The organism is Acinetobacter sp. RUH 2624 (assembly GCF_000162375.2).
Lineage (GTDB): Bacteria > Pseudomonadota > Gammaproteobacteria > Pseudomonadales > Moraxellaceae > Acinetobacter > Acinetobacter nosocomialis.
In genome coordinates this window covers 191,952-213,878 of sequence record NZ_KI391939.1, presented here as the reverse complement: position 1 = coordinate 213,878, position 21,927 = coordinate 191,952, and the positions used below count along the sequence as shown (strand labels likewise).

The 21,927-nt window shown below is 38.7% G+C and carries 17 protein-coding genes and 1 pseudogene; 9 read left to right on the top strand and 9 right to left on the bottom strand.

Features of this window, described 5'->3' with window-relative positions; translation table 11 throughout:
• The first annotated feature begins 459 nt into the window (after nt 1–459).
• The 4 genes from mqo to HMPREF0014_RS07715 all read left to right on the top strand — a co-directional run bounded on the left by mqo (nt 460) and on the right by HMPREF0014_RS07715 (nt 5,097).
• Nucleotides 460–2,100 (top strand): malate dehydrogenase (quinone), encoded by a 1,641-nt coding sequence (gene mqo / locus HMPREF0014_RS07725; protein WP_004888296.1) that lies wholly within the window; start codon nt 460–462, stop codon nt 2,098–2,100.
• Nucleotides 2,101–2,191: 91 nt separating this feature from the next.
• Entirely contained in the window at nt 2,192–2,662 is a 471-nt protein-coding gene (locus HMPREF0014_RS0206110; protein WP_006581207.1) for a hypothetical protein, read from the top strand.
• A gap of 216 nt (nt 2,663–2,878) precedes the next feature.
• Nucleotides 2,879–3,757, top strand: coding sequence for a homocysteine S-methyltransferase family protein (locus tag HMPREF0014_RS07720; protein ID WP_004888298.1), 879 nt, complete (start codon nt 2,879–2,881; stop codon nt 3,755–3,757).
• Between the two features lie 5 nt (nt 3,758–3,762).
• Nucleotides 3,763–5,097, top strand: a complete 1,335-nt coding sequence (locus HMPREF0014_RS07715; protein ID WP_004888299.1) for a basic amino acid/polyamine antiporter — start codon at nt 3,763–3,765, stop codon at nt 5,095–5,097.
• A 54-nt stretch (nt 5,098–5,151) separates the two neighbouring features.
• Here the strand turns inward: HMPREF0014_RS07715 and HMPREF0014_RS07710 are convergent, their stop codons facing one another.
• From HMPREF0014_RS07710 to HMPREF0014_RS07670, 9 genes are all read right to left on the bottom strand, one after another.
• The gene (locus tag HMPREF0014_RS07710; protein ID WP_020992194.1) at nt 5,152–7,065 is read right to left on the bottom strand and encodes an alpha/beta fold hydrolase; all 1,914 of its coding nucleotides are present in this window, start codon (nt 7,063–7,065) and stop codon (nt 5,152–5,154) included.
• A gap of 148 nt (nt 7,066–7,213) precedes the next feature.
• Entirely contained in the window at nt 7,214–7,921 is a 708-nt protein-coding gene (locus tag HMPREF0014_RS07705) for a YoaK family protein (protein WP_004888302.1), read from the bottom strand.
• 191 nt (nt 7,922–8,112) lie between these two features.
• On the bottom strand, nt 8,113–9,789 hold the full coding sequence (locus tag HMPREF0014_RS07700) for a DUF2235 domain-containing protein (RefSeq protein WP_004888305.1): 1,677 nt from the start codon (nt 9,787–9,789) through the stop codon (nt 8,113–8,115).
• Nucleotides 9,790–10,215, bottom strand: coding sequence for a hypothetical protein (locus tag HMPREF0014_RS07695; RefSeq protein ID WP_006581205.1), 426 nt, complete (start codon nt 10,213–10,215; stop codon nt 9,790–9,792).
• A gap of 202 nt (nt 10,216–10,417) precedes the next feature.
• Nucleotides 10,418–10,849 carry a hypothetical protein gene (locus HMPREF0014_RS07690; RefSeq protein WP_004888312.1) on the bottom strand — a complete coding sequence of 144 codons (432 nt, stop codon included), beginning with the start codon at nt 10,847–10,849 and terminating at the stop codon, nt 10,418–10,420.
• 14 nt (nt 10,850–10,863) lie between these two features.
• The gene (locus tag HMPREF0014_RS07685; protein ID WP_004888313.1) at nt 10,864–11,292 is read right to left on the bottom strand and encodes a hypothetical protein; all 429 of its coding nucleotides are present in this window, start codon (nt 11,290–11,292) and stop codon (nt 10,864–10,866) included.
• Nucleotides 11,293–11,300: 8 nt separating this feature from the next.
• Nucleotides 11,301–12,206 carry a DUF4123 domain-containing protein gene (locus tag HMPREF0014_RS07680; RefSeq protein WP_004888314.1) on the bottom strand — a complete coding sequence of 302 codons (906 nt, stop codon included), beginning with the start codon at nt 12,204–12,206 and terminating at the stop codon, nt 11,301–11,303.
• Nucleotides 12,207–14,837: a type VI secretion system Vgr family protein gene (locus tag HMPREF0014_RS07675; RefSeq protein ID WP_004888315.1), complete on the bottom strand. Its 2,631-nt coding sequence runs from the start codon at nt 14,835–14,837 to the stop codon at nt 12,207–12,209.
• Between the two features lie 502 nt (nt 14,838–15,339).
• Nucleotides 15,340–16,230: a LysR family transcriptional regulator gene (locus HMPREF0014_RS07670; RefSeq protein ID WP_004888317.1), complete on the bottom strand. Its 891-nt coding sequence runs from the start codon at nt 16,228–16,230 to the stop codon at nt 15,340–15,342.
• 187 nt (nt 16,231–16,417) lie between these two features.
• Between HMPREF0014_RS07670 and HMPREF0014_RS07665 the strand changes: the two genes are divergently transcribed.
• The 5 genes and pseudogenes from HMPREF0014_RS07665 to HMPREF0014_RS25865 all read left to right on the top strand — a co-directional run.
• A complete protein-coding gene (locus HMPREF0014_RS07665; RefSeq protein WP_000050871.1) occupies nt 16,418–17,362 on the top strand; it encodes a dihydrodipicolinate synthase family protein in 945 nt (314 codons plus the stop codon).
• A 172-nt stretch (nt 17,363–17,534) separates the two neighbouring features.
• Entirely contained in the window at nt 17,535–18,920 is a 1,386-nt protein-coding gene (locus tag HMPREF0014_RS07660) for an MFS transporter (RefSeq protein WP_004888319.1), read from the top strand.
• Between the two features lie 79 nt (nt 18,921–18,999).
• Nucleotides 19,000–20,346, top strand: a complete 1,347-nt coding sequence (locus HMPREF0014_RS07655; protein WP_004888321.1) for an OprD family outer membrane porin — start codon at nt 19,000–19,002, stop codon at nt 20,344–20,346.
• A gap of 636 nt (nt 20,347–20,982) precedes the next feature.
• Nucleotides 20,983–21,267, top strand: a complete 285-nt coding sequence (locus tag HMPREF0014_RS07650; RefSeq protein WP_004888322.1) for a hypothetical protein — start codon at nt 20,983–20,985, stop codon at nt 21,265–21,267.
• A 273-nt stretch (nt 21,268–21,540) separates the two neighbouring features.
• A pseudogene (locus HMPREF0014_RS25865) lies at nt 21,541–21,927 on the top strand (transposase); the annotation flags it as partial.

The window sequence follows — 21,927 nt, the reverse complement described above, 5'->3', positions numbered from 1 at the left end:
AACGCAGAAGCATTAATAAGAACTATGTATGACAAAAAATAAGCGACTATAAGGTGAACATTTACATAAATCGGGTATGAAAATAAAAATTAATTTATTTTTATAGGCATATTACTATTAAGTGATTCAAGTTTAATCAATATTATTTTATTTATTAAATTTCAATTATTTAAATTAAAATAAAATCTAAAAACAATCTTATAAAAGCCTAATTTGATCAAATATAAATCATATTTATGATTTTAATAGAACCCATTTATTATAAAAATTGTCTTGTCAATGCAAAATTAGTCTAAAATATAGAGTGTTTGCGATAATCCCAAGTAATTTTTCTTTTTTCAAAGTTCTCTGTTTTGGAGAATTTTATTTTCGCATTTATATCCGTTTTGTCTGGATACGCTGTCTAGGTTTCCTCACACCTTAAGTGACTCAAATAACTTATTTTAAGGTTCCCCTTGCATGAAAAAGTTTTTGAAATACCTTCTGGTATTAATCATTCTTATTTTAATTGCAGGTATTGTTTTCTTGTTTAGACCGATTGCGTCAAAACAGGTACAAACTGCAAAAGATGAGCCAGTTGTTGATGCCGTTCTTGTTGGCGGCGGCATCATGAGTGCCACTCTCGGTACTTATTTCACTGAGCTTGAACCGAATTGGCAAATTCGTATGTATGAACGTCTTGACCAAGTTGCTCAAGAAAGTTCAAACGGCTTTAACAATGCCGGAACAGGCCACTCTGGCTTTATGGAAATGAACTATACCGAAGAGAAAAACGGTAAGATGGAAATTGCCAAAGCTGAAAAAGTTGCTTCTCAGTTTGAAGTAGCAAAACAGTTCTGGTCATATCAGGTAAAACAAGGTGTTTTAGCTGAACCGAAAACATTCATTAACCCAGTTCCACACATTGCTTTTGTTTGGGGCGATAACGTTCAGTTCTTAGAAAAACGTTATGCTGCCATGATTCAAAGCCCGTTGTTCAAAGGCATGAAATTTACTGAAGACCCAGCTGTAATTAAACAATGGGCACCTTTAGTGATGAACGATCGTGATCCAACTCAAAAAGTTGCAGCGACTCGTATGGAAGTTGGTTCAGACGTAAACTACGGTTCAATCACGAATCAGTTAGTGAAACACTTAAGCCAAAATCCGAACTTCAAATTACAGACTTCAACTGAAGTGACTGGCATCAGCCAAAATGATGACAAAACTTGGACGGTGTCTTTCAAAGATTTGAAAACTGGTAAAACAGACCACGTTAAAACACGTTTTGTGTTTATCGGTGCAGGCGGTGCAGCAGTTAAATTATTGCAACTTACTGGTTTACCAGAAGCAAAACAATATGCTGGCTTCCCTGTAGGTGGTGAGTTCTTAATTACTGACAACCCTGCAATTACTGCTCAGCACACTGCGAAAGTATATGGCCGTGCTGAACTTGGTGCGCCTCCAATGTCTGTACCACATATTGATACACGTTATATCGACGGTAAAAAATATGTATTGTTTGGTCCATTTGCAACGTATTCAAACAAGTTCCTGAAAAATGGTTCTCAGCTTGACTTGCTTGCATCAACAAACAAAAACAACGTCTTACCAATGACGACTGTTGGTTTAGAAAACCTTGATCTTGTTAAGTACTTGGTAAGCCAAGTGATGATGTCGGACAAGGACCGCCTAAACGAACTTCGTAAGTACTACCCAGATGCGAAAGCTGAAGACTGGCGCTTAAGCCAAGGTGGTCAACGTGTTCAGATCATCAAGAAAGAACCAGGTAAACCTGCAACACTTCAATTCGGTACAGAAATCTTTGCCTCTAAAGATGGTGCTGTAACTGCATTGTTAGGTGCGTCTCCGGGTGCTTCGACTTCTCCATACATCATGCTTAACTTGCTTGAAAAAGCTTTCCCAGAGCAAACTGAAGGTAAGTGGAACCAGAAGCTTCATGAAATTGTGGTTTCTTATAAGCAAGACTTAAGCAAAGACCCTGTGCTACTCGACAAAGTTCGTCAGTACACAAGTTCTACGCTTGGCTTAAACTATACATCTCCGTTCAAAGCGGCAAACGATGAAACTGCTGCTGCCCCTGTTGCAAAAGCAAACTAAGTTTGATGATGTATAAGTAAAATATGAAAAGGATGAATTTCGATTCGTCCTTTTGTTTTTTTAGACCTCAGTTGAGATATTTAAACTTGCCATGACGCTTTTAAAATCATCACCTCGCCTCTTAACGTTTTGTTTTAAGCTCGTACTTGTTTTGCTACTGGCTTATCTTTTGTTAAGCGGATTTTATATGTGGATGATTGGTGGTACAGCTATTTACGTCAGCTCAGCCGTATTATTTATTATCACTGCTTATACGTTTAAGCTCGGCAAGTACCAGAAAATCTGTTCAGTTTTAAATATGCTCATGAGCACACTCGCGTTATATTTCAGCACCGCTCATCTATTTTTCTCCCCTATTCAGTTCTTTATATTTTTACCAGCCTTATTTTTTGTTGTGTTGGCTTTTACTCGCCTAAGTAAAGTTCGCAGTTTATCTAAAGTACTCATATTCATTAGTTTATTGGTGTGGTCAGGCATACATTTTACGCAGCTCGAACAACTTAAAGCGTATTATAAAACACAGCATACCGGTGAAAGTTGGCAACAATATGGTGCTTTGTAAGATCATTTTTTATTCTATATTTTCAAATAAATACGTGTTCTTTTTCACATGAAGTTCATCAGTAAAACTGAACAGCATTTGCAGAATTCCTTTTAAGAAAAAATATTCATAACAATCTAATTTATTTAGAAATATAACGAGCATATTAGCGATTGAATAGCATTCATCTACACGCTAGATTAGCTGAATTATTTTTCTCCCTTTACGTTATATTTTATGAAAATTTTAGATGGCGGTTTAGGCCGTGAATTGGCCCGCCGTGGCGCTCCATTTCGTCAACCAGAATGGTCTGCTTTAGCACTTATTGAAGCACCTGAAACAGTAAAAGAAGTCCACCTTGACTTTATCAATGCTGGTGCAGAAGTCATCACGACTAACAACTACGCGGTTGTACCATTTCACATTGGTCAGGAACGCTTTGAAACTGACGGCGTACGTTTAATTAAAGTTGCCATCGAACAAGCGAAAAATGCAGTTAAAGAAAGCGGCAAAAATGTCAAAATTGCAGGCTGCTTACCACCGTTATTTGGTTCTTACCGTGCAGACTTGTTCCAACCAGAACAGGCTAAAAACCTAGCTGAGCCTATCATTAAAACATTGGCACCAGAAGTAGATTTCTGGCTCGCTGAAACCCAGTCTTGCTTAAAAGAAGTTGAAACAGTGCATGCCTTGTTACCACAAGATGGTAAGGACTATTGGGTGTCATTTACGCTGCAAGATGAAATTAAACAAGAACAAGCACTCCTTCGTTCAGGCGAAAATATGCAGCAAGTGGCTGACTTTATTAAGCAGTCAAATGCTAAAGCGGTGTTGTTTAACTGCTGCCAACCTGAAGTGATCTTGCAAGCGATTAATGAAATTAAAGCGCTCATTCCAGTGTCTGTACAAATTGGTGCTTATGCCAACGCTTTCCCACCGCAAGATGAAAGCGCTACTGCTAACGATGGTCTGGATGAAATTCGCAAAGACTTAGACGCTCCAGCTTATCTTGCTTTTGCCAAACAATGGCAGCAAGCAGGTGCAAGTTTAGTGGGTGGTTGCTGTGGTATTGGACCAGAACACATTGCTGAACTTTCTCAATTTTTTAAAGAATAAATACCATGTCTGCTGCCAAAATCGGATTACTGTCTCTTACAGCGCTGGTATTTAGTTCTATGGTGGGGTCAGGCGTATTTAGCCTTCCCCAAAATATGGCTCAAGTTGCCAACGGCTCTGCCCTTCTTATTGCATGGCTCATTACCGGAGTCGGCATTATTTTCTTGGCTCTCTCATTGTTGCATTTAACCCGTCAACGACCAGACCTAGACGGTGGTATTTATAACTATGCACGCGAAGGCTTTGGAGACCTCATCGGGTTTTGCTCGGCGTGGGGCTATTGGTTATGTACTACCATTGGTATTGTCGGTTATGTAGTGATTGCCTTTTCAGGTGTTGGCATGTTTACCGACAGCAAAGACCACGTTATTTTTGGTGAAGGTAATACACTCTACTCTCTGATTGGCTCAAGCATTTTTGTATGGCTGGTACATTGGTTAGTAAGCCGAGGTATTAAGGAAGCAGCCATTGTGAATTTACTGGCGACCATTGCCAAAATTATTCCAATGGTCGTTTTCATCTTCTTTACCTTTATTGCCTTTAAGTTTGATTTATTCAAACTCAACTTAAATGACTTTTCTTTAAAAGTTCCCCTTTGGCAGCAAGTAAAAGACCTGATGCTCATTACCCTTTGGGTATTTACCGGTATTGAAGGTGCAGTAGTTTTATCATCACGTGCCAAAAACCGTCATGACATTGGCAAAGCGACCATTTTAGGTGTGTTGCTGGCATTAAGTTTTTACGTCATGGTCACAGTATTGGCTTATGGTGTGGTGAGCCGTGAAGCGCTTGCAGGCATGCATAACCCATCTATGGCGACCATTTTGCAGCAACTCATCGGTCTACCAGGTACCATCATTATTACTATCGGCTTGATTATTTCAGTTTCTTCGTCTTATTTAAGCTGGACGTTATTTGCCACTGAAATTCCATTTTTAGCTGCAAAAAATGGCGCATTCCCTAAATTATTTTTAAAAAATAATCAGAACAATGTACCGATTTCATCACTATGGCTGACCACTATTGTGGTGCAAGGCTCCCTCATTGCCGTGTATTTTTTCAATAAAAACTACACTCAGCTTTTACTGATTTCATCGGTAATGATTTTGCTGCCTTATTTTCTGGTATCGGCGTTTTATCTTAAAGAATCGATTCGCCATAAACGCACGCCACATATTGCCATTGCAAGTGTCGCTTCAATCTATGCACTTTGGTTGCTTTATGCAGCAGGTTTAGACTTACTTCTGTTGTCTGGTGTGTTGTATTTGGTTGGCTTGGTTATTTTTTCAATTAGCTACTTTGAGCATAAAAAATCGCTCAAACAAAACCAGCTTAATTAATTATTTCAACCACTGTTGAGCCATTTCAGCAGTGGTTTTCTAAAAACAAAATTTCTATTTTGAAGGCTGCGACTGCTTTAAATGCAACCTTAAAATACGACGTAATTCTAAAATTGCCTCTGGGCTAGTTTGAATCGAATGCCCACCTTTAATAATCAGCTCCGACTGCTCCCCACCCAAATGCGAACTTTGATACGGCACAATTCCATCACTCATTTTTGACTTATCTGTGGTGCCATTTATATTGCCCATAATTGAGTGATAGACCACGTTAGACGATGGCTGAATGGCTTGGGTCAACTGCATAAAGTTAGAAGAACGACTTAAATTACTTGCTCCGTTTTCAATTAAACCTTTTCTGAGTTTTGTATTTTTCTCATCTCTCATTTCGACCGCAATAAAAAAGTCGGCGGGTAAACGAATAATACGGCGAGCAATTTGGGTAAACCATCGGTCAGCGTAGTCAGTACCATGATGCGGCGCCGAAACAAAAACAACCCGCTTAAAATAGGGCAAAGTTTTGAACTGAAAACGTTCTCGAATAACCGGATTTTCTTTTAAACGCTTTAGCTGTGCTTCATTCATTTTTTGCATGGCTTGCACTGCAACATCAGCATCGCTTACCAATAGGCGGCTAATCACTCCGCCCATACTATGCCCAACCAACACTGCATCGTGCGCAGCGTAACTGTCTTTGGCGACGTTTTGAAAAGCTTGATTCAGCAAAGAGTAAATCTGAAAACGACTTTCAAAAATCGGCATATTGGTTGAATAAAACACCTGCCAAACTTGATAGTTTTTTCTTAATTCGGCATCGCCCATAATGTCATTGGTTAGGCTTACCCACGCCTCTGGGCTACTTGCCAAGCCATGAATAAATACAATAATTTTTTTATTGGGATTAAAAGGTTCCAGCATATATAAATGCGGCATGATTAAATTGGCTTCTTTATTAATTAAAGACCAATAACCTGCTGCACCTAAATTATATTTTGATAGCCAAAGCCCATAAGGTGCCGAATAGTTGGCAGTGAGCGGATAGTCCACGCCTTCAACTTTTACACGGTCCTGTCGGTATGGGTCAAACATGGCAATTTCTAACTCTGCCCCATCAATGACTTGATCGGCTGTGGCCTTTTGTTTTGGGTAGGCAATGGCCGTGACCGGAAAGAAGCGTGGTAAATGAATATTGGGATTACTCTTGTGAGCATAAAAAGCGTCGGGGTCTAAAATAAAACCATGATTTACATCATGCTCCTTACGCCCCACAATAAATTCAGCGCCTAACCCATCCTTACGGTTGACGGTATTAAACCCTGAAAAGTTCATGTTATAGCTAGAGCGAAAGGTATCGATCTCAATGTTTTGTACATCTACTGCATGGTCAAAATTGACATGGTACTCATGCCCATCTGCTTTTAGTAAAGGTGGAAAATGAAGCGTATTTAAATGATTAAAATACGTGGTCATGAGCTTCGACAAGGCGACGTTATAAAAAATACGTACCTGATTTTGTCGATGGTCAAATACCCGATCAAAAGGCGACTCTTCAGAATCAAACAAATAGACATAGCTATAGCGCAAGCTTTTATCAAACAACGCCAGCTCTTGCTCGACACAACTGTTACTTTTAAGAGTGACATTACACTGGCTACTACGCCCAACATCTAAAGCTTTTGCCAAGTAAATTTCACTGAGCGCAGCATAGCGTTCTTCTCGGCTGCTATTTTCTGACAATCCCTGAATTTTATTTAAACAAACATTAAAATTTTGCAGACAAGACTTTTCATTTTCTTTGACCAAATACAGCAGGTTTTGGGTTTGATGACTTAAAGTATTATCAGTCAAAATACTTTCATTTTTACTTTTTAAAGCACTGCTTAAGTTACTTTCTTTTAAATGAATAACCTGACAACCGCTCAGCAGTCCCATTATAGTAAGCACTAGATAATGGCTGGATTTTGTCATTGTGCATTCCTTTCGCGAATGTATTTCCCCACTCATCATTATGCCCGTAAAGCTGTGAACGAACAATTTCAGCTCAACTTCGATTTTGCTTTATTGAAAAAATAAAACCCCGAATTTATTTAAATTCAGGCTATTTCAATCGCAATGTTTAAGCTTGTTTAAACTTCTGCTGTGAAGCCAAATAAGAAAAATAAAGGATGGGTAAAATAAACGGCGCTACACTCCAAAAGTCAAAATAGACATACAGTACCGCCCCCATTAAAGCACCAATCACAAAGCCAATGACAATACTGGCACTTTTAAACAGACTTGCCCGATTGGCCTCATTATTATTTTTAAGCAAGTTGGCAATATCAATCCCAAGCTGGGTGGTGTTGCCTGTCATCATGGTACTTGGGCTAATATTTTTAATGAGTGTTTTACTTGAAGTATTACGAATAGCTAAGGCAATTAAACCGAGACCACCTGTGATTGCAACCGTAATCGCATCGGCATTTTTAAATGGCTCGAAATAAAGCCCAGCAACCATAAAGGCAAAGAGAAAAATAGCCTCAAATAAAAATAAATAAGACAGCGTTTTGTGTTTAGCCTGACTTCGGTCAATTAAAAGTTTGGTAATCACCACCGTCAAAATAAACAATGGAATAGCCGCAAGTTTAATCCAGACACCTGTACCGCCCTTCACTAAAGCCGCTCCTGCCAGTACCAAGTTACCCGTTACGTGCGCGGTAAAAAAACCAAATAACGCAATAAAGCCAATGGTATCAATTGCCCCACCGACCATAGTCAGTAAAACAGGATCTCGACATAGCGCCCATGTGCTTTGTGTTTCTTGTTGAATTGAGGTCTCTGGCATTACCTTTCCTATCAAATATTGGTTTTTAATTAGAAAATTTTTGTCAGAAATTTAATATAAATTCCATTCATTAATAACAACAGATCTTAAAGTAAAAACCTAGCTGTTCATTTTAAGACAGAGTGTATTTATACAAGATACAATGCAATTGGACTTTTTATTTTTAAAGATAAGGGATTTTAAATGCATCACTAAGATGCATTTAAAAAGTTCTCTGTTAGTTGAGCTTGTTCATAAGCATCAATAAACTGCGTTTGCGGTATCTCTTGTTTAGGGGCACTACAAGTTACTTTCTGTTCGGCAGCTTTTTTATCCCGCTCTTCTCCACTGGCACTACGACGTGACTCATAGACCCTTCTTTGACGGAAATAACTAAATGGTTCTACGTTACTTAAAAAACCATACTTAGAGTCATGAACATAATTTAAATAGAATTTTTTAATATCATCACTGACATTTGTATTCCAACTCTCAAATTGCCAATCTTCGATACTAATCATATATTCATATGCAGTTGAGACAGGTGAAAAAACTCTAAAAATATTAAAACCATCTTTCTTAGAAGCAGTTGCTTCTTTTAGTTTCTTCAACCTTTGCATTTCAGTTGCCATATCGGATGGGCCAACTGGTATGTATTCACGAAATTTATTTTCCTGACGTACACGCTCACTCACAGAAAGTTCTTTTCCAGCACGGGCAATGGTACCATATGCACTGTAATAAAGTTTCATACACCCTTTAATCTGCTCTTGAACACTTCCTTGACTCGGCGTAGCTGCTTTTACAGCATCATAATATTTTTGAGAGTCTGGTTGAATTTCAAACTGTTCTTTGAATAAATCCTTAAAGTTCTGTTGCAGTTCTTCATAACTATACATTCTGACACCTGCTTGTACAGCGTCATCAAGCATATGTTTTAACGGAATTCGGGCAAAATTGTCATTTACTCCCTGACTATCTGGTTCATACCCCCCACCCACGTCAGAATGTACCCCCGGATATACCACCTCTTTCCAGTTAGGGTTTGCTAACTTATTGTCTTTATGAATAACATCTACTGGGAAAGCAAAGCGCAGTTCATTACCAGCGATATAATGTGAACAGTTTTGAACCCGCTCATCTACCACCAAATCACGTTCTAAAAAAGGTAAGCTATTGCTTAAATTTGTAGCAGGCAAACCAAATGAAGCAACCGTATCGAAAATTCCTAAAAACTTAAACTCAATTGGATATTTGCCTTGTCCATAGGTAAGCCCATCGCAGTTTGATTCACACTGCCCTATAAATTGATTTGTAAATGCACGGGCAAGTGCAGCACCACGCGAAAAACCAAACACAGAAATATTAATTTTCTTAATTAGTCTGTGATCTTTTAAATTTTTGTCGACTTCTGCAAAGCTATAATTCTTTTTTTCACCTACATATTTTTTAACATCTTTTTCTGCCTTTTGTGCATTAAAAATTAAGACTTGTTTTAAAGCATCATTTAACTGGTCTTCACCATAATCTAGTCGTCTTGCACCACCTAAACCAACGCCCATACCTAACAGGCTATAGTGATCCTGAAAGTCAGAAATCGCTCTTTGAAAGATATTTAACTCAGCATTAAATCTGGTTCCAACACCAGAGACATATATTGCATAATCATTTTTTGCTTCGTTTTTATCACTATGTGTTCGAGCATTACGCCATAAACGGGCAGGATTGGACCATTTTTTTTCTTTTTTATCAGCATCCTCATTATTTCCAGTACCATCAAAAAAAACTGAAATATTCACGACATCGCGACAATCTTGCTTGCAAGATGGCTGATTATTTGCAACATCATTATTTATATTAACTGTACGTTTTAATTGAACGGCTAACATTTATTGACCCTCTCTTTTTATTTTTTCTCTCCACTTCATCCCCTTTTCTGTTGGGTCAGGCCAATTATTTGAAGTCGTTATTTCTACAGTATCATCAGGATAAATATGAGCTGCTAAATATTTTTTTCCTTTTAACTGTTCTTTCGTAATAATTACCTGATTTTTAGCAGCATGTTTTTCACCCGTATTTGCATCTTTCCATGTAATGATTTGCTCTCCCACTTTAATTGGGTTAGTAGATATTGCTTTACCAAATCCTCCTCCAATTTCAGAGCCATTTACTTCCATCATATAATCTGTATATCGAGGATCATATTTAAAAGATGTTGTCGCCATATAATAAGTTGCATTTGGACCAATACCTGCACAACCAGCTGCACTCAACATTAGACTTACTGGTAATAACAATATTTTCTTTAAACTCATTTCATTAAACCTCTCTCTGTAACCCAATTATTAAATTTATAAAAACTTATGATTCTTATAAATTTAAGAACTTACAATAAGTTTATTTACTCACTAATTAAAAAGTGAAATATATACCACCTTACGAAAATAATATTTATGAATTTCCTCATCATTTAATATTTTTATCCTATTTAAATTTTATATTCATTGTATAAGTCTTTTAATTTATATGAATCTTCTTCCAGATTTCAGTTCGCCAATCTAATCCCTTTTGAATAGGTTCAGGCCAATCATTTGAAGTTGATATTTCAACCGTATCATCGGGATATAAGTGAGCTGCTAAATATTTTTTGCCTTTTAACTGCTCTTTGGTAATAATGACTATATTTTTTGAAGTATGTACTTCCCCTGTGTTTGCATCTTTCCATGTAATTGTTTGTGGTCCCAATTTTACTGGTTCTGAACTCATCCCCCCACCAAAACCAGCTCCAATTTCATAACCATTTAATGTCACGTCATAGCTTGTATAAGCAGGATTATAGTTAAAAGATGTGGTTCCCATATAATAAGTTGCATTTGGACCAAAACTAGCGCAACCAGCCATACTTAACATCAAGCTCATAGGCAATAGTAATATTTTCTTTAAAACCATAGTATTTAATCTCTTTACCGTCTGAATTGGTCTAATAAGCTAAGACCTTTTTCAGTTGGCATAGGCCAGTTATTTGAAATCGTTATTTCTACGGTATCATCAGGATAAAGATGTACAGCTAAATACTTTTTACCTTTTAACTGTTCTTTTGTGATAGTCACTTGATTTTTAGCAGTATGTTTTTCACCTGTGCTTGCATTTTTCCATGTAATGACTTGTTCTCCTACTTTAATTGAACTAGTAAGGGTTGCATTCCCAAATCCACCTCCAATTTCAGAACCATTCATCTTAACCATATAACTATTATATGAAGGATCATAATTAAAGGATGTTGTACCCATATAATAAGTCGCATTTGGACCAAGGCTAACACAACCTACAAGACTAAATATCAAACCAAGTATTAAAAATAATCTATTCGACCGTTGCATTTTATTCATCATAAAATTTATTAGCTCGCATTTGCTACAAGTTGGACCATCACTTCATCCATAGATATTTTTTTATCTTTTAAGCGTTCTAGTTTTTGATTTAACCCTTTATCTGTTAAAAAGTTTTCTTTATAAATCAATTTTAAACAAATAAAATTTAAAATATCTCGTGTACCAAATAAGTTATACGCTCTAGCCTCAGGAATAGATTTAATAACAAATTGATATAATTCATTATCTGTCATATCACTAATAAGAAATTCATTATTGAGTTTTAAATAATAAATAAGATTATCAGGGAAAGTTGCCTCAACCATCATTTCTTCTTGTTCAACGGTAAAATGTAAAGGAACTTGCACATAAGGTAATTGTTCAACCCGTTCGTTTATTCCCCAAATTACTTGAAGTTTTCCTAACCTATCCCAATACCACCAACTTTGAAGAGGAGTAAGTAAGTCTTCAATCTGCTGAGCATTAAATACAGGCCCTTCGACATACAAAGTTTTATTTTCTTTATGGCCAACCAAGGTAGCTAAGATTACAGGGTCCCAAAATGCCAAAAACATTTCGAGTCCACCTTCAAATTTTACTTCTAAAAATTTTCGTAGGTGGTCAAACAAATAATTGAAGGACAAAGGGCTTACTATAATTGTCATGCGAGGCGTGCCTGCAATATTTTGTTGTATCCATTGCCATTCTTGTGATGAAAAATCTTGAGGGAGTTGAAGTAAATGAGGAGACACCGCTTTTGCTTCCTCACCACTCGCTTCTAACAAAAGGCATTTTTGACGTAGGTGCTCAAATTTCTTTAAGAAACTATTATCTTGTGCAGCATCTGCAAGTGTAAAAACGTTTAATCCAACTTCTGCTAAAGAGTGTTGCTGGAATGTTTTAAAAAATGTCTGAAGCGGTAATTTAGCAGCCATTTATTGACCATCTCCTTTGTTTATAAATGCACCTTTTTGTGCTGCTCGTCTCGCCAAACATTCCCAACACACGTTATTTGGAAAAATCGGTAAGGTCGGTGCTTCACTTGCTCCAGTTGTAAAAAGATGCTGACCAGCTTTAGCTGTAAATTTTTGCGGAGTAATTACTGTTACACCTGATGCATCAATTCTTAGTGCACTCTCTTTAGCCCTTAAGACAATTTCTTTAGGACTATTGATTTCAACTTTTCCTTCTGATGAAGTAATTTTGATATCTAATCTTGCAGATGCATCTAGTACATTATCTTGAGCCTGAATATCAAACTTACCTTTAGCAGCATAAATTTTTAAATCTTCTTGTCCTGCAAATAAGCTTACTTTTTTCTTCGCATTTAAAATTAGATTTTCATCTGTACTTGTATTAATAGATTTTCCACTACCAAGCGTAATGCTTTCAGATGCTTGAATATGGATATCTTTTCCTGATGTTAAACCAATACTTTCAGGAGCAGCTAAAAGTATGAGTGCATCTTTCATGGCTTTTAGGTCTTTCCATTGAGATTCTATTTTTTTGATATAGATCTCAACATTTTGAAGCATATCTGCTGCCTCAGCTTGCTGCTTACCTGCATATTCAGATAAAGCTTTCATACGCTCCAAGCCCTCGGAAAGATTTTCAATCGCTTCCTTTGCTTCGAGTTGTGTTTTTTGAGCACCCGGTTGAATGAAAGTTGAAACATATAGTCCTTTACTACGAATCGCACCAGATAAATCAGACCTTAATTCAAATCCCTGACCTCTTCCATCACTTTCAGCCTGCTCTTTAGGATGACTTAAATTACCTAAATTTAATTGACTTGCCCCATGACTACTATGGAGCTGAGTACTAATTTGCCCAGTCGTATCATCAAACCGAAGTTGGTTAAAACCAGACCCACTTACTTCTTTAGTACGAATACCACTTAACTTTTTGGTATCCGGTAGCTGGCCTTTAATATCAAATTTGGTAGGTGACCGTTGCCCTTCATGGACTCGCCCTGTAACAAATGGACGGTCAATATTTCCATCAAAAAAGTCAATTACGACGATTTCACCCACTCGTGGCAAAAAGCGTGCACCGTATCCTTCCCCTGCCCATGGCGTTAATACATCTACCCAAGCCGAGTCAGTATCATTGTCATTGCTTCCTGCACCTCCATCATGTTGATGGTCATCGGTACGGGTGAATAAAAAACGAACCTTGATACGCCCCCATTCATCTACATGAATTTCTTCTCCATCTAAACCCACTACTTTGGCCCGTTGCACATGGGCCGAGGGACGATGTATTAATGGGTCAAACTCTGGAACAATATCGATATAGCGGCGTACAACCATGAGTTCATTGGCTTGACGTTCTTGCGCTCGATCATGACTGACTTGCCAATGGCTCAAACTTAATAGTTGTTCAACTTGATCACGTATATCTTTTGGTAAATTGTTCTGGTTATAAAACCGCTTACTTAAAATCAAAAACTCTTTATCAGAACTTTCATGATTTCTTTCAAGTTCAGGATGTTCATTTAACTTGAACCAATAACCAACTTGAGCATCTCGTACGCTGCTTCGAGCAATAAAATACTTTGCCTGCAAAGCTTGATATTGATTTAATTGTTTATTTAGTTTTTCAATCTGACTATTGCTTGAAGTGGTTGCCTGATCTTCTCCGTTCAAGTCCGTAATCCAAGCAGGTGCAATTGTCCATGCCTGTTCAAGACTTAAACTTTCATTATCACGTTGTGAACTATGCTGATGTGCGCTTAAAACACTTCCACTTGCATCTTCTTGACTTAAGTTATCTGCTTGCCAACGTTGAAGATGGATTGCCGTGGGCTGCAGCTGTCTTTGTGCAATAAAACTGGTAATACTGTCATTTTGTTCAGTTGCATCGCTTCTATGATAGCGAATAGCTCGACGCTCTAAGACTTTATATTCATTATTATGATCAATAAGGCGTAGTTTTTGAGGCTCAATCGTCTGGCTATTACTCAAGACCATAGACTCTGATTCATCAATTAACCAGTTGATACCCTCTTCCCGCATGAGACGGGTTAAATACGCATAATCACTTTCATTCGACTGCATAGAAAAAGGTCGAATATCATAATTCTTAGTTAAGCCACTGCTATCTAGTTGTAAGCTTGCGGCAAATAAAGAACTTTTGTTTTGCCACTCTTTAAAAATAATCTCAATAATTTCTACTGCACTTTTATTCATAAACACCCGACTATTACGTCGTTTGTGCCATAAACTGGTCGCATCTTGCATAGTCAGTTTATATAAACAAAGTGCGCCATCACTTTGCCCTTGACTCGCCCCTATGATAATTCCTGTCGTTCTAAATAATTTGCCTGAATCTGTTACTTGTTCTACGGCAACTTGGCATCCAATAAATTGTTTTAAAGAAATATAAGGGTTTATTGATAAGCAAATAAGCTCAGCAGAAAGCCCTTCATTTATAGAATGAAAGCCATCAATACGTTGTAAAAAAACCTGATTATTTATTTCAGGATTAGTAAAATAAATATGTAGAGCCCGTTTTTGTGAAGCAAAACCAATTTTATCTAAGAAATCAAAAATATTATTTAACATTGTTATTTTAACCACAAATTAACTTACTCATATTAACAAACAGATACAAAACCATCAAACAAGTAAACATGCGAATTTTTAGTAAATTTTAATAAAATCAAAGATATAAATATAATAATATTTTTGTATTAAAAAGTTATCTTAAATAAATTATTTCACTTTATTGAATAAATATTCTGCAATATTTTTATTATTAATTAAAAATAAAATATTATTAAAATTTTACTTAATAATATTCATTTCAAAAACATAAATGCTTCTATCGTCAAATCAATTTGGCCTCTAAAACCGCTCCGACTATGATGAAACAGTGACTTTTACTTAAAATTTATAGTTGCGCGACCTGTCTGTGTATTTATCATCGTTTAGAACGCCAATACTCCCCAAAACTCATGCAGAAGCTTGGAAGGTTAAGTCTACAAAGCCCAGAAGTGCCGCGTGATTTTGTAAAAACCATGCTGCGTACGATGCAGCAGTGCCAGTCATGAAGTTACAAGTTTTTTTAAAGCAAATCGGCAAGATTCCTGATTTCTTCCATCACCGCCTTACACGCAGGCGTTAAATAGCCATGTTTAGAAATAGACAAAGAAATATAACGCTTGAGCGCGGGGTTAATAATTTTTGCAGCTTGAATTGGAGTGTATTGGCTAGCTTTCTTTAACGCTTGCGGCCCCAGCATGGTATACATGCGAGACTCGGAAACCAAATGGGTTTGTAAACTAATCGAATCGGCTTCAAACACAATATTCAGCTCTACCCCATTTTCATAAGCCATGTGGTCTAAAAAATTGCGCCAGTTACTTGGCCTGCAAAACGTGACCAGCGGTAACTGGCTTATCTTTTTAAAGTCGACTTCATTTTCACGAGTTAACACATCTCCTTCACAGCCGACCAAATAGGTATCGGCTTGGGTAAGGTAAACATCGCCCTGTTTAGGCGTTGGGTTAAAGCGATAGAGTATGGCTAAATCGACGCTGCCATCTTCTAGCCATTTTTCTAAATGCACGCCTTGCCCTTCACGTACTGAAAGTTTAATTAGGGGATATTTCTCTTGAAGCACTTTATACAAAGTCGATAACAACGGATGTGCTGTAGACGGTAAGCTAGCTATGCGCACCGTACCAATTGGGGTGTCGGTCGAGTGCAAAATTTCATTATTCAGTTGGTCGGTTACGTTCAGCCATGAACGAATTTTAGGAAGTAAATGCTGGCCTAAATCGGTGAGTTCTACGCCGCGTCCAGTTCGGTTAAATAAACGTCCGCCACATTGGGCCTCAAGCTCGTTCATTTGCCGACTGATTTGCGGTTGGTTGGTGTTATGCAGCATCGCGACTTTACTTAAGCTACCGAGTTCCACCGCATCTAAAAATATTTTCCATAATTCATAATTCATCGATTCTTCCTAAATCGTAAATAGGCAGCATTTTGAGCCATACATTTTCAGTATAACTGAAATTCAAGAATTGGTAATTCCTACATAGCTCACCTATTTCTATACTCCAATCATGTTCTCTACAACACGATTTAAGTCAGATTAAGAACCAGAGAATATTTAATTACACTGTATAGGAAGTACGATTATGAGTTTAGATTTACGTGGATTAACCCCAGCACCTGTGACTCCTTTTACCCGTGACGGACAAGTAGACCATGATGCAATTCAACGTTTAGGTTCATGGTTAGGCAGTATTGATGGTGTGAAAGGCTTGGTTGTTCTTGGGCATGCAGGTGAAGGAACATTCTTGTCGCAAAAAGAACAAATGCAGGTCATCGAAAGCTTTGTTAAATCGGTAGATGACAAAATTCCGGTAATCGCAGGGATTACGCTCGAAGGTACTTCGGTTGCAGCAGAAGAAGCAAAACGTGCAGTGAGTGCAGGTGCTTCAGCAGGTTTGATTTACCCTTCACATGGCTGGTTGCGTTTTGGCTATCAAAAAGGCGCACCACAAGACCGCTATAAAGCGATTTATGAAGAAAGTGGTTTGCCATCTATTTTATTCCAATATCCAGATGCAACGAAGGCCACTTACGACCTAGACACTCTACTTGATATTTCTGCACAGCCGGGCGTATTTGCCATGAAAAATGGTGTGCGTAACATGCGCCGCTGGGATGTCGAAATTCCGATTATTCGCCGTGAACGTCCAGACTTACAGGTGTTGACGTGCCACGATGAATATTTGCTTCACACCATGTTTGATGTAGACGGCGCTTTGGTTGGCTACGGCAATATTGCCCCTGAACTATTAATTGAAATGATTAAAGCAGGTAAAGCCAAAGATTACGCCAAAGCACGTGCGATTCACGACCAATTATTACCAGTGACTCGCAATGTTTATCACCGCGGTTCACACATGGAAGGAACAGTCGCACTTAAACATGCACTGGTTGCTCGCGGAATTTTGGACCATGCCACTGTGCGTTCACCTCTGCTTCCACTAGCAGATGGTGCTGAGCAAGAAATTCATGATGCAATGCGTCAAGCCGGAATTGGCAAGGTCGATTTAACCCAAGCCGTTGCTTAAATTCCATTCGGGCTAGCATATACGCTAGCCTTTTTTTCCTGTACGCTGCCTGAGGCCAAACATCGGGCATGTCTCTTAAAAACAATAATAAAAAGCATGCAAACTGTGGTGAACAGGTAGTGCGAAATAGAACAACAAAACTACGAGGAATGTAGTGATAAGGAGATATAAGATGACAAATCTAGCGGATGTAGAACAAATTAGTCATCATCAAAAAAATGCGGAAATTATTGCAAGACTCGAACGGCTACCCGTCACCGGACGATTGCAATTTATGCGAATTACCATCGGTATCGCGACCTTTTTTGACGCTTATACTGTTCTTGCGATTGCCTTTGCTTTACCCCAACTCATTACCGAATGGCACCTCACGCCTGCCTATGTCGGTGCGATCATTGCCGCGGGCTATGTCGGGCAACTGGTCGGTGCGATCTTTTTTGGTTCTCTTGCCGAAAAAGTCGGTCGTTTAAAAGTGCTGTCTTTTACCATTTTACTGTTTGTGGCAATGGATATTTCTTGTCTGTTTGCGTGGAGCGGAATGTCGCTGTTAATTTTCCGTTTCTTACAAGGCGTTGGTACAGGTGGCGAAGTGCCTGTTGCGAGTGCCTATATTAATGAGTTTATTGGTGCAGAAAAGCGCGGTAAGTTTTTCTTGCTCTATGAAGTTTTATTTCCACTCGGTCTTATGTTTGCAGGTATGGCAGCGTTTTTCCTGATGCCAATTTACGGCTGGAAAGTCATGTTTATTGTGGGCTTAATTCCATCAATCTTGGTCATTCCTTTACGGTTTTTCTTACCTGAGTCACCGCGTTGGCTTGCCTCAAAAGGTCGTTTTAAAGAAGCCGATCAAGTCGTCAAAAGCTTTGAAGACGGTGCCATCAAAAGCGGTAAAACTTTGGCTGAACCTGTGGTTAAAGAAATTAACCCGCAAGGCATGGCAAAAACCGACTGGCGCGAGCTATTCCGTGGTATTTACCGTAAACGTACCTTTACCCTGTGGGGCATGTGGTTTTGCGTATACATGGTGAACAATGCCATGGTGACTTGGCTGCCATCTCTCTACAAACAACACTTTGGTCTGTCGCTGCAAACCAGTTTGGGTTATGGCTGGATTACTTCGGGCGTAGGTGTGATTGCTTCTATTATCTGTGCGTTAATGATTGATAAAGTCGGTCGCCGCCCTTGGTACAGTGCAGCATTTTTCTTGGCGATTATTCCACTCATGAGCCTTTCGATTTTAGGCGCAAAATCGGCCATGCAAGTGGTGATTTTAGCAACGCTGAGTTATGCCATTTTGCAGACTATTTCATTCTCTTTATATCTTTACGCTGCCGAACTTTACCCAACTCGCCTCCGTGCGATGGGCATTGGTTTTAGTACTGCTTGGCTTCGTGCTGGCTCTGCAATTGGGCCTGTGATGGTGGGCCTCGTGGTTGGTGGCTATGGCATTCAATATGTGTTTAGTGTGCTGGCTGTTGTGGCACTCGTTGGTGGTCTGGTGACATTCTTGTTTGCCATTGAAACCAAAGGCCAAGTGCTCGAAAAACTATCTCCTTAATTCATCCATTTCATAAAAAAGCTTGCCTAACCTCAGCGTTAGGCAAAGGGCTTATTCATGCTTAAAAAAGGAATTTAAAATGAATAAATATTTGCTATGGGGCTGTATCGGTTTAGGCAGCGTGAGCAATGCTTATGCAGAGCTTCCTCAAGAATTTGGCAAGTTAGAATTAAAACTCAACACCCGTTACTGGAACGATGAAGGCACCGCCCACCCCACGCTTGCGAACCCTTCGCCTTCGTCGAGTGAATATGAGCAAAGTGCCTTAGGCCTGGAGTTAAATTATCAGTCACCTTACTTGTGGGACTGGCTTGGGGTAGATGGTTCAATCTATGCAGTCACCAAGTTATTTGACTCTGGCAAGCCTAGTGCTCAGCTTTTAGAAGTCGAAAATAACGGCAAGCTTGATCAAAACTTTGCAACTTTAGGGCAGCTCTACATCAAAGCAAAACTCGGCGACAAAGGTGAAATTAAGTTAGGCCGCCAGTTGTACGATTCGCTGTTGCTTAAAAGCACCAACAACCGCGCGGTACCCGACACTTTTTCGGGGGCGAGTGGTCAGTTTCAGCTGAATGATCAGCTACAGACTTACATCGCCTACTATGATCGCTGGAAACCGCGCAGCATGGACTCATTTGAAAAACTGGTGACTGAAAATGACGAGCGAATTGATTATGTCGGTTTGCTTGGTGCCAAGTATCAATACAAAAACTGGAGCGTGAATGCCGAATATTTAAATAGCAAAGATTATTTAAAAAAGTACGGGGCGATTGCTCAATATAAATTGCCTCTGCATAGCCTTGTGTGGACATTCAACACGGGTGCTTTTTTCTCGCGTGATGATGGCAAGCTGTTTAAATGCAGTGCCGAGTCCGAGCTGGACTGTGTCAAAGGCCAAGACATTAACAACCGTGGCAATGGTTACTTTGTCGATGTAAATATGGCCAAGAATAATCTCGAAGGTGGCATTGCCGTTTCAAAGTTTGATGGCTTTTGGATTGAAGATAACTTTGCCGTGCATTCCGACCGTAACTCGGTTTTAACGCAAGACCACGGCACCAACCCGTTTCCGACCTCGGCGACCATTGGCCCTGATTTTACCAATAACGATGAAACCGCCGTTGCCCTTCGCTTGAAATATAACTGGAAAGACTACGTGAAAGGTTTAAAAACCGAGGCGAAGTATATTTATGGCTTTGGCGCGCACCAAAGTAACATCAGCAGTGATATTGAGGGTAAAGAGCGTTACTTTGACTTTACGGTGAGTTATGCCTTGCCGTGGGTGAAAAACTTAGATGTGCGTTATTCATTTTTGCATTATGAGTCAAAATTTGAAAATGCAAACCTAGGTGAAAAAATAAATGGCATGTCTCGGAAAGATTGGGACCAGCACCGTGTATTTATTAATTACCGTTATATATTTTAAGAACAAGCTAAACGTTTAGTTTAGCTTTATTATTTTTATTAATTTACGGCTTTAAATACATTAACTTTTGAGCTTAATTAAAATATAAATTTATATTTAAAATTTTTATAATATTTTATTTAAATTGAATTGACCTATTAAAAACTTATGATTATTATGGTCTCGCTGGCCTACATTGCCAGACGGTTTTAGCAGACCGTAGATCCACGGCGGGTTATAGTTCTACTATAAGTCGTTAGACCCTTGCGTCCCTTTTCTTTGCGGTAGGACGAGAGGGGGACGCGCTTGCGCGTGCTGGTTCCATGGATCCCAGTCTGCTAACCCCTTTTCGTTCTACCACCCTAATCAATTGACGGTGATTTTCGGTGGTAGAGCTCCATAAATTCTAAGGAGTTGACCATGCCACTATATAAACTTATCCCCTCTCCCTTATAAACTTTTTATTTATTTAAAATTTAGGTTTTCTATTATCTAAATTTTCAAATTTATAAATTATTTTTATTTTAAAATTTTAATCATTTTATTTTATTGCTTTTATAGGCAGGTTAACTATTGCCTAAAAAATGATTTTAAAACTTAAAATATAGCAGTTTATTTTTTCTCATTGAGATATCCCCAAATCATCACGAGAATAATATGAAATTTTATAAAACTATTTTGGTTTTAGGCCTTGTTGTCGGCGATTACGGCGTTTCGGGTTGTGACCTCCGCACGCAGCAGGAGTTTGAAAAAATTTGCCTGTCGGGTGGGCACACCCAAGCCAGTTGCGACTGTATTTACCAACGGCTTGAACAAGTGTATTCACCTCAGCTTATGCAACGCCTAGAACATGTCAGTTTGCAAAGTCCTGCTCTCCCACAGGACTTTGCCCCTACTTTTTTTAGTGTGATGCGGCGGTGCGATAAAAACGACATGGGCTAAGCGTTTGGCTTAGCTCCCTTATCTCTGTGTCGCAATGGTGGATGACTTTAAATCAGCGCAAAAAATTAAAGTTCTGTTGTGGCACGGGGGCCTTGGGGGGAATTTCGTTACTTCCTTTTCTAAGGATTTATTCCTACCATTTGTCTTGAAGTATCTAGGTTAATCAAAAAACTTAGTCTATTCTTTTTACATAGAAAGAATTGATCCTAGCCAAAATAATGGACAGTACTTCCCTCTAAAGATAACGTAACGTTAACTTTGGAGATCCAAGAAATGGCCAAACGTTTTAGTGCTGAATTTAAACAGCAAGCAATTGATTATGCACTTTCAAACTCACACGAGCCTATAGCTGCAATCGCCCAGAAATTAGGTGTGGGTTATTCAACTTTAGACAAATGGATTCGTGAAACCAATCCAGTGGGTTCAAGCAAACGTCAACTTTCACCAGAACAACAGCGGATCTTGGAATTAGAGAAAGAAGTCAAACAGCTCAAGGAAGCCAATGACATCTTAAAAAAAGCGCATGTGTACTTTCTAACAGATCATGCCAAGAAAAGTACACGGTAATTCAAGATCTAGATATGAATGAAGTCACGGTATCTTCTGCCTGTAAATACCTAGGTGTCAGCACTTCAGGCTATTATGCCTGGCGAAAACGTC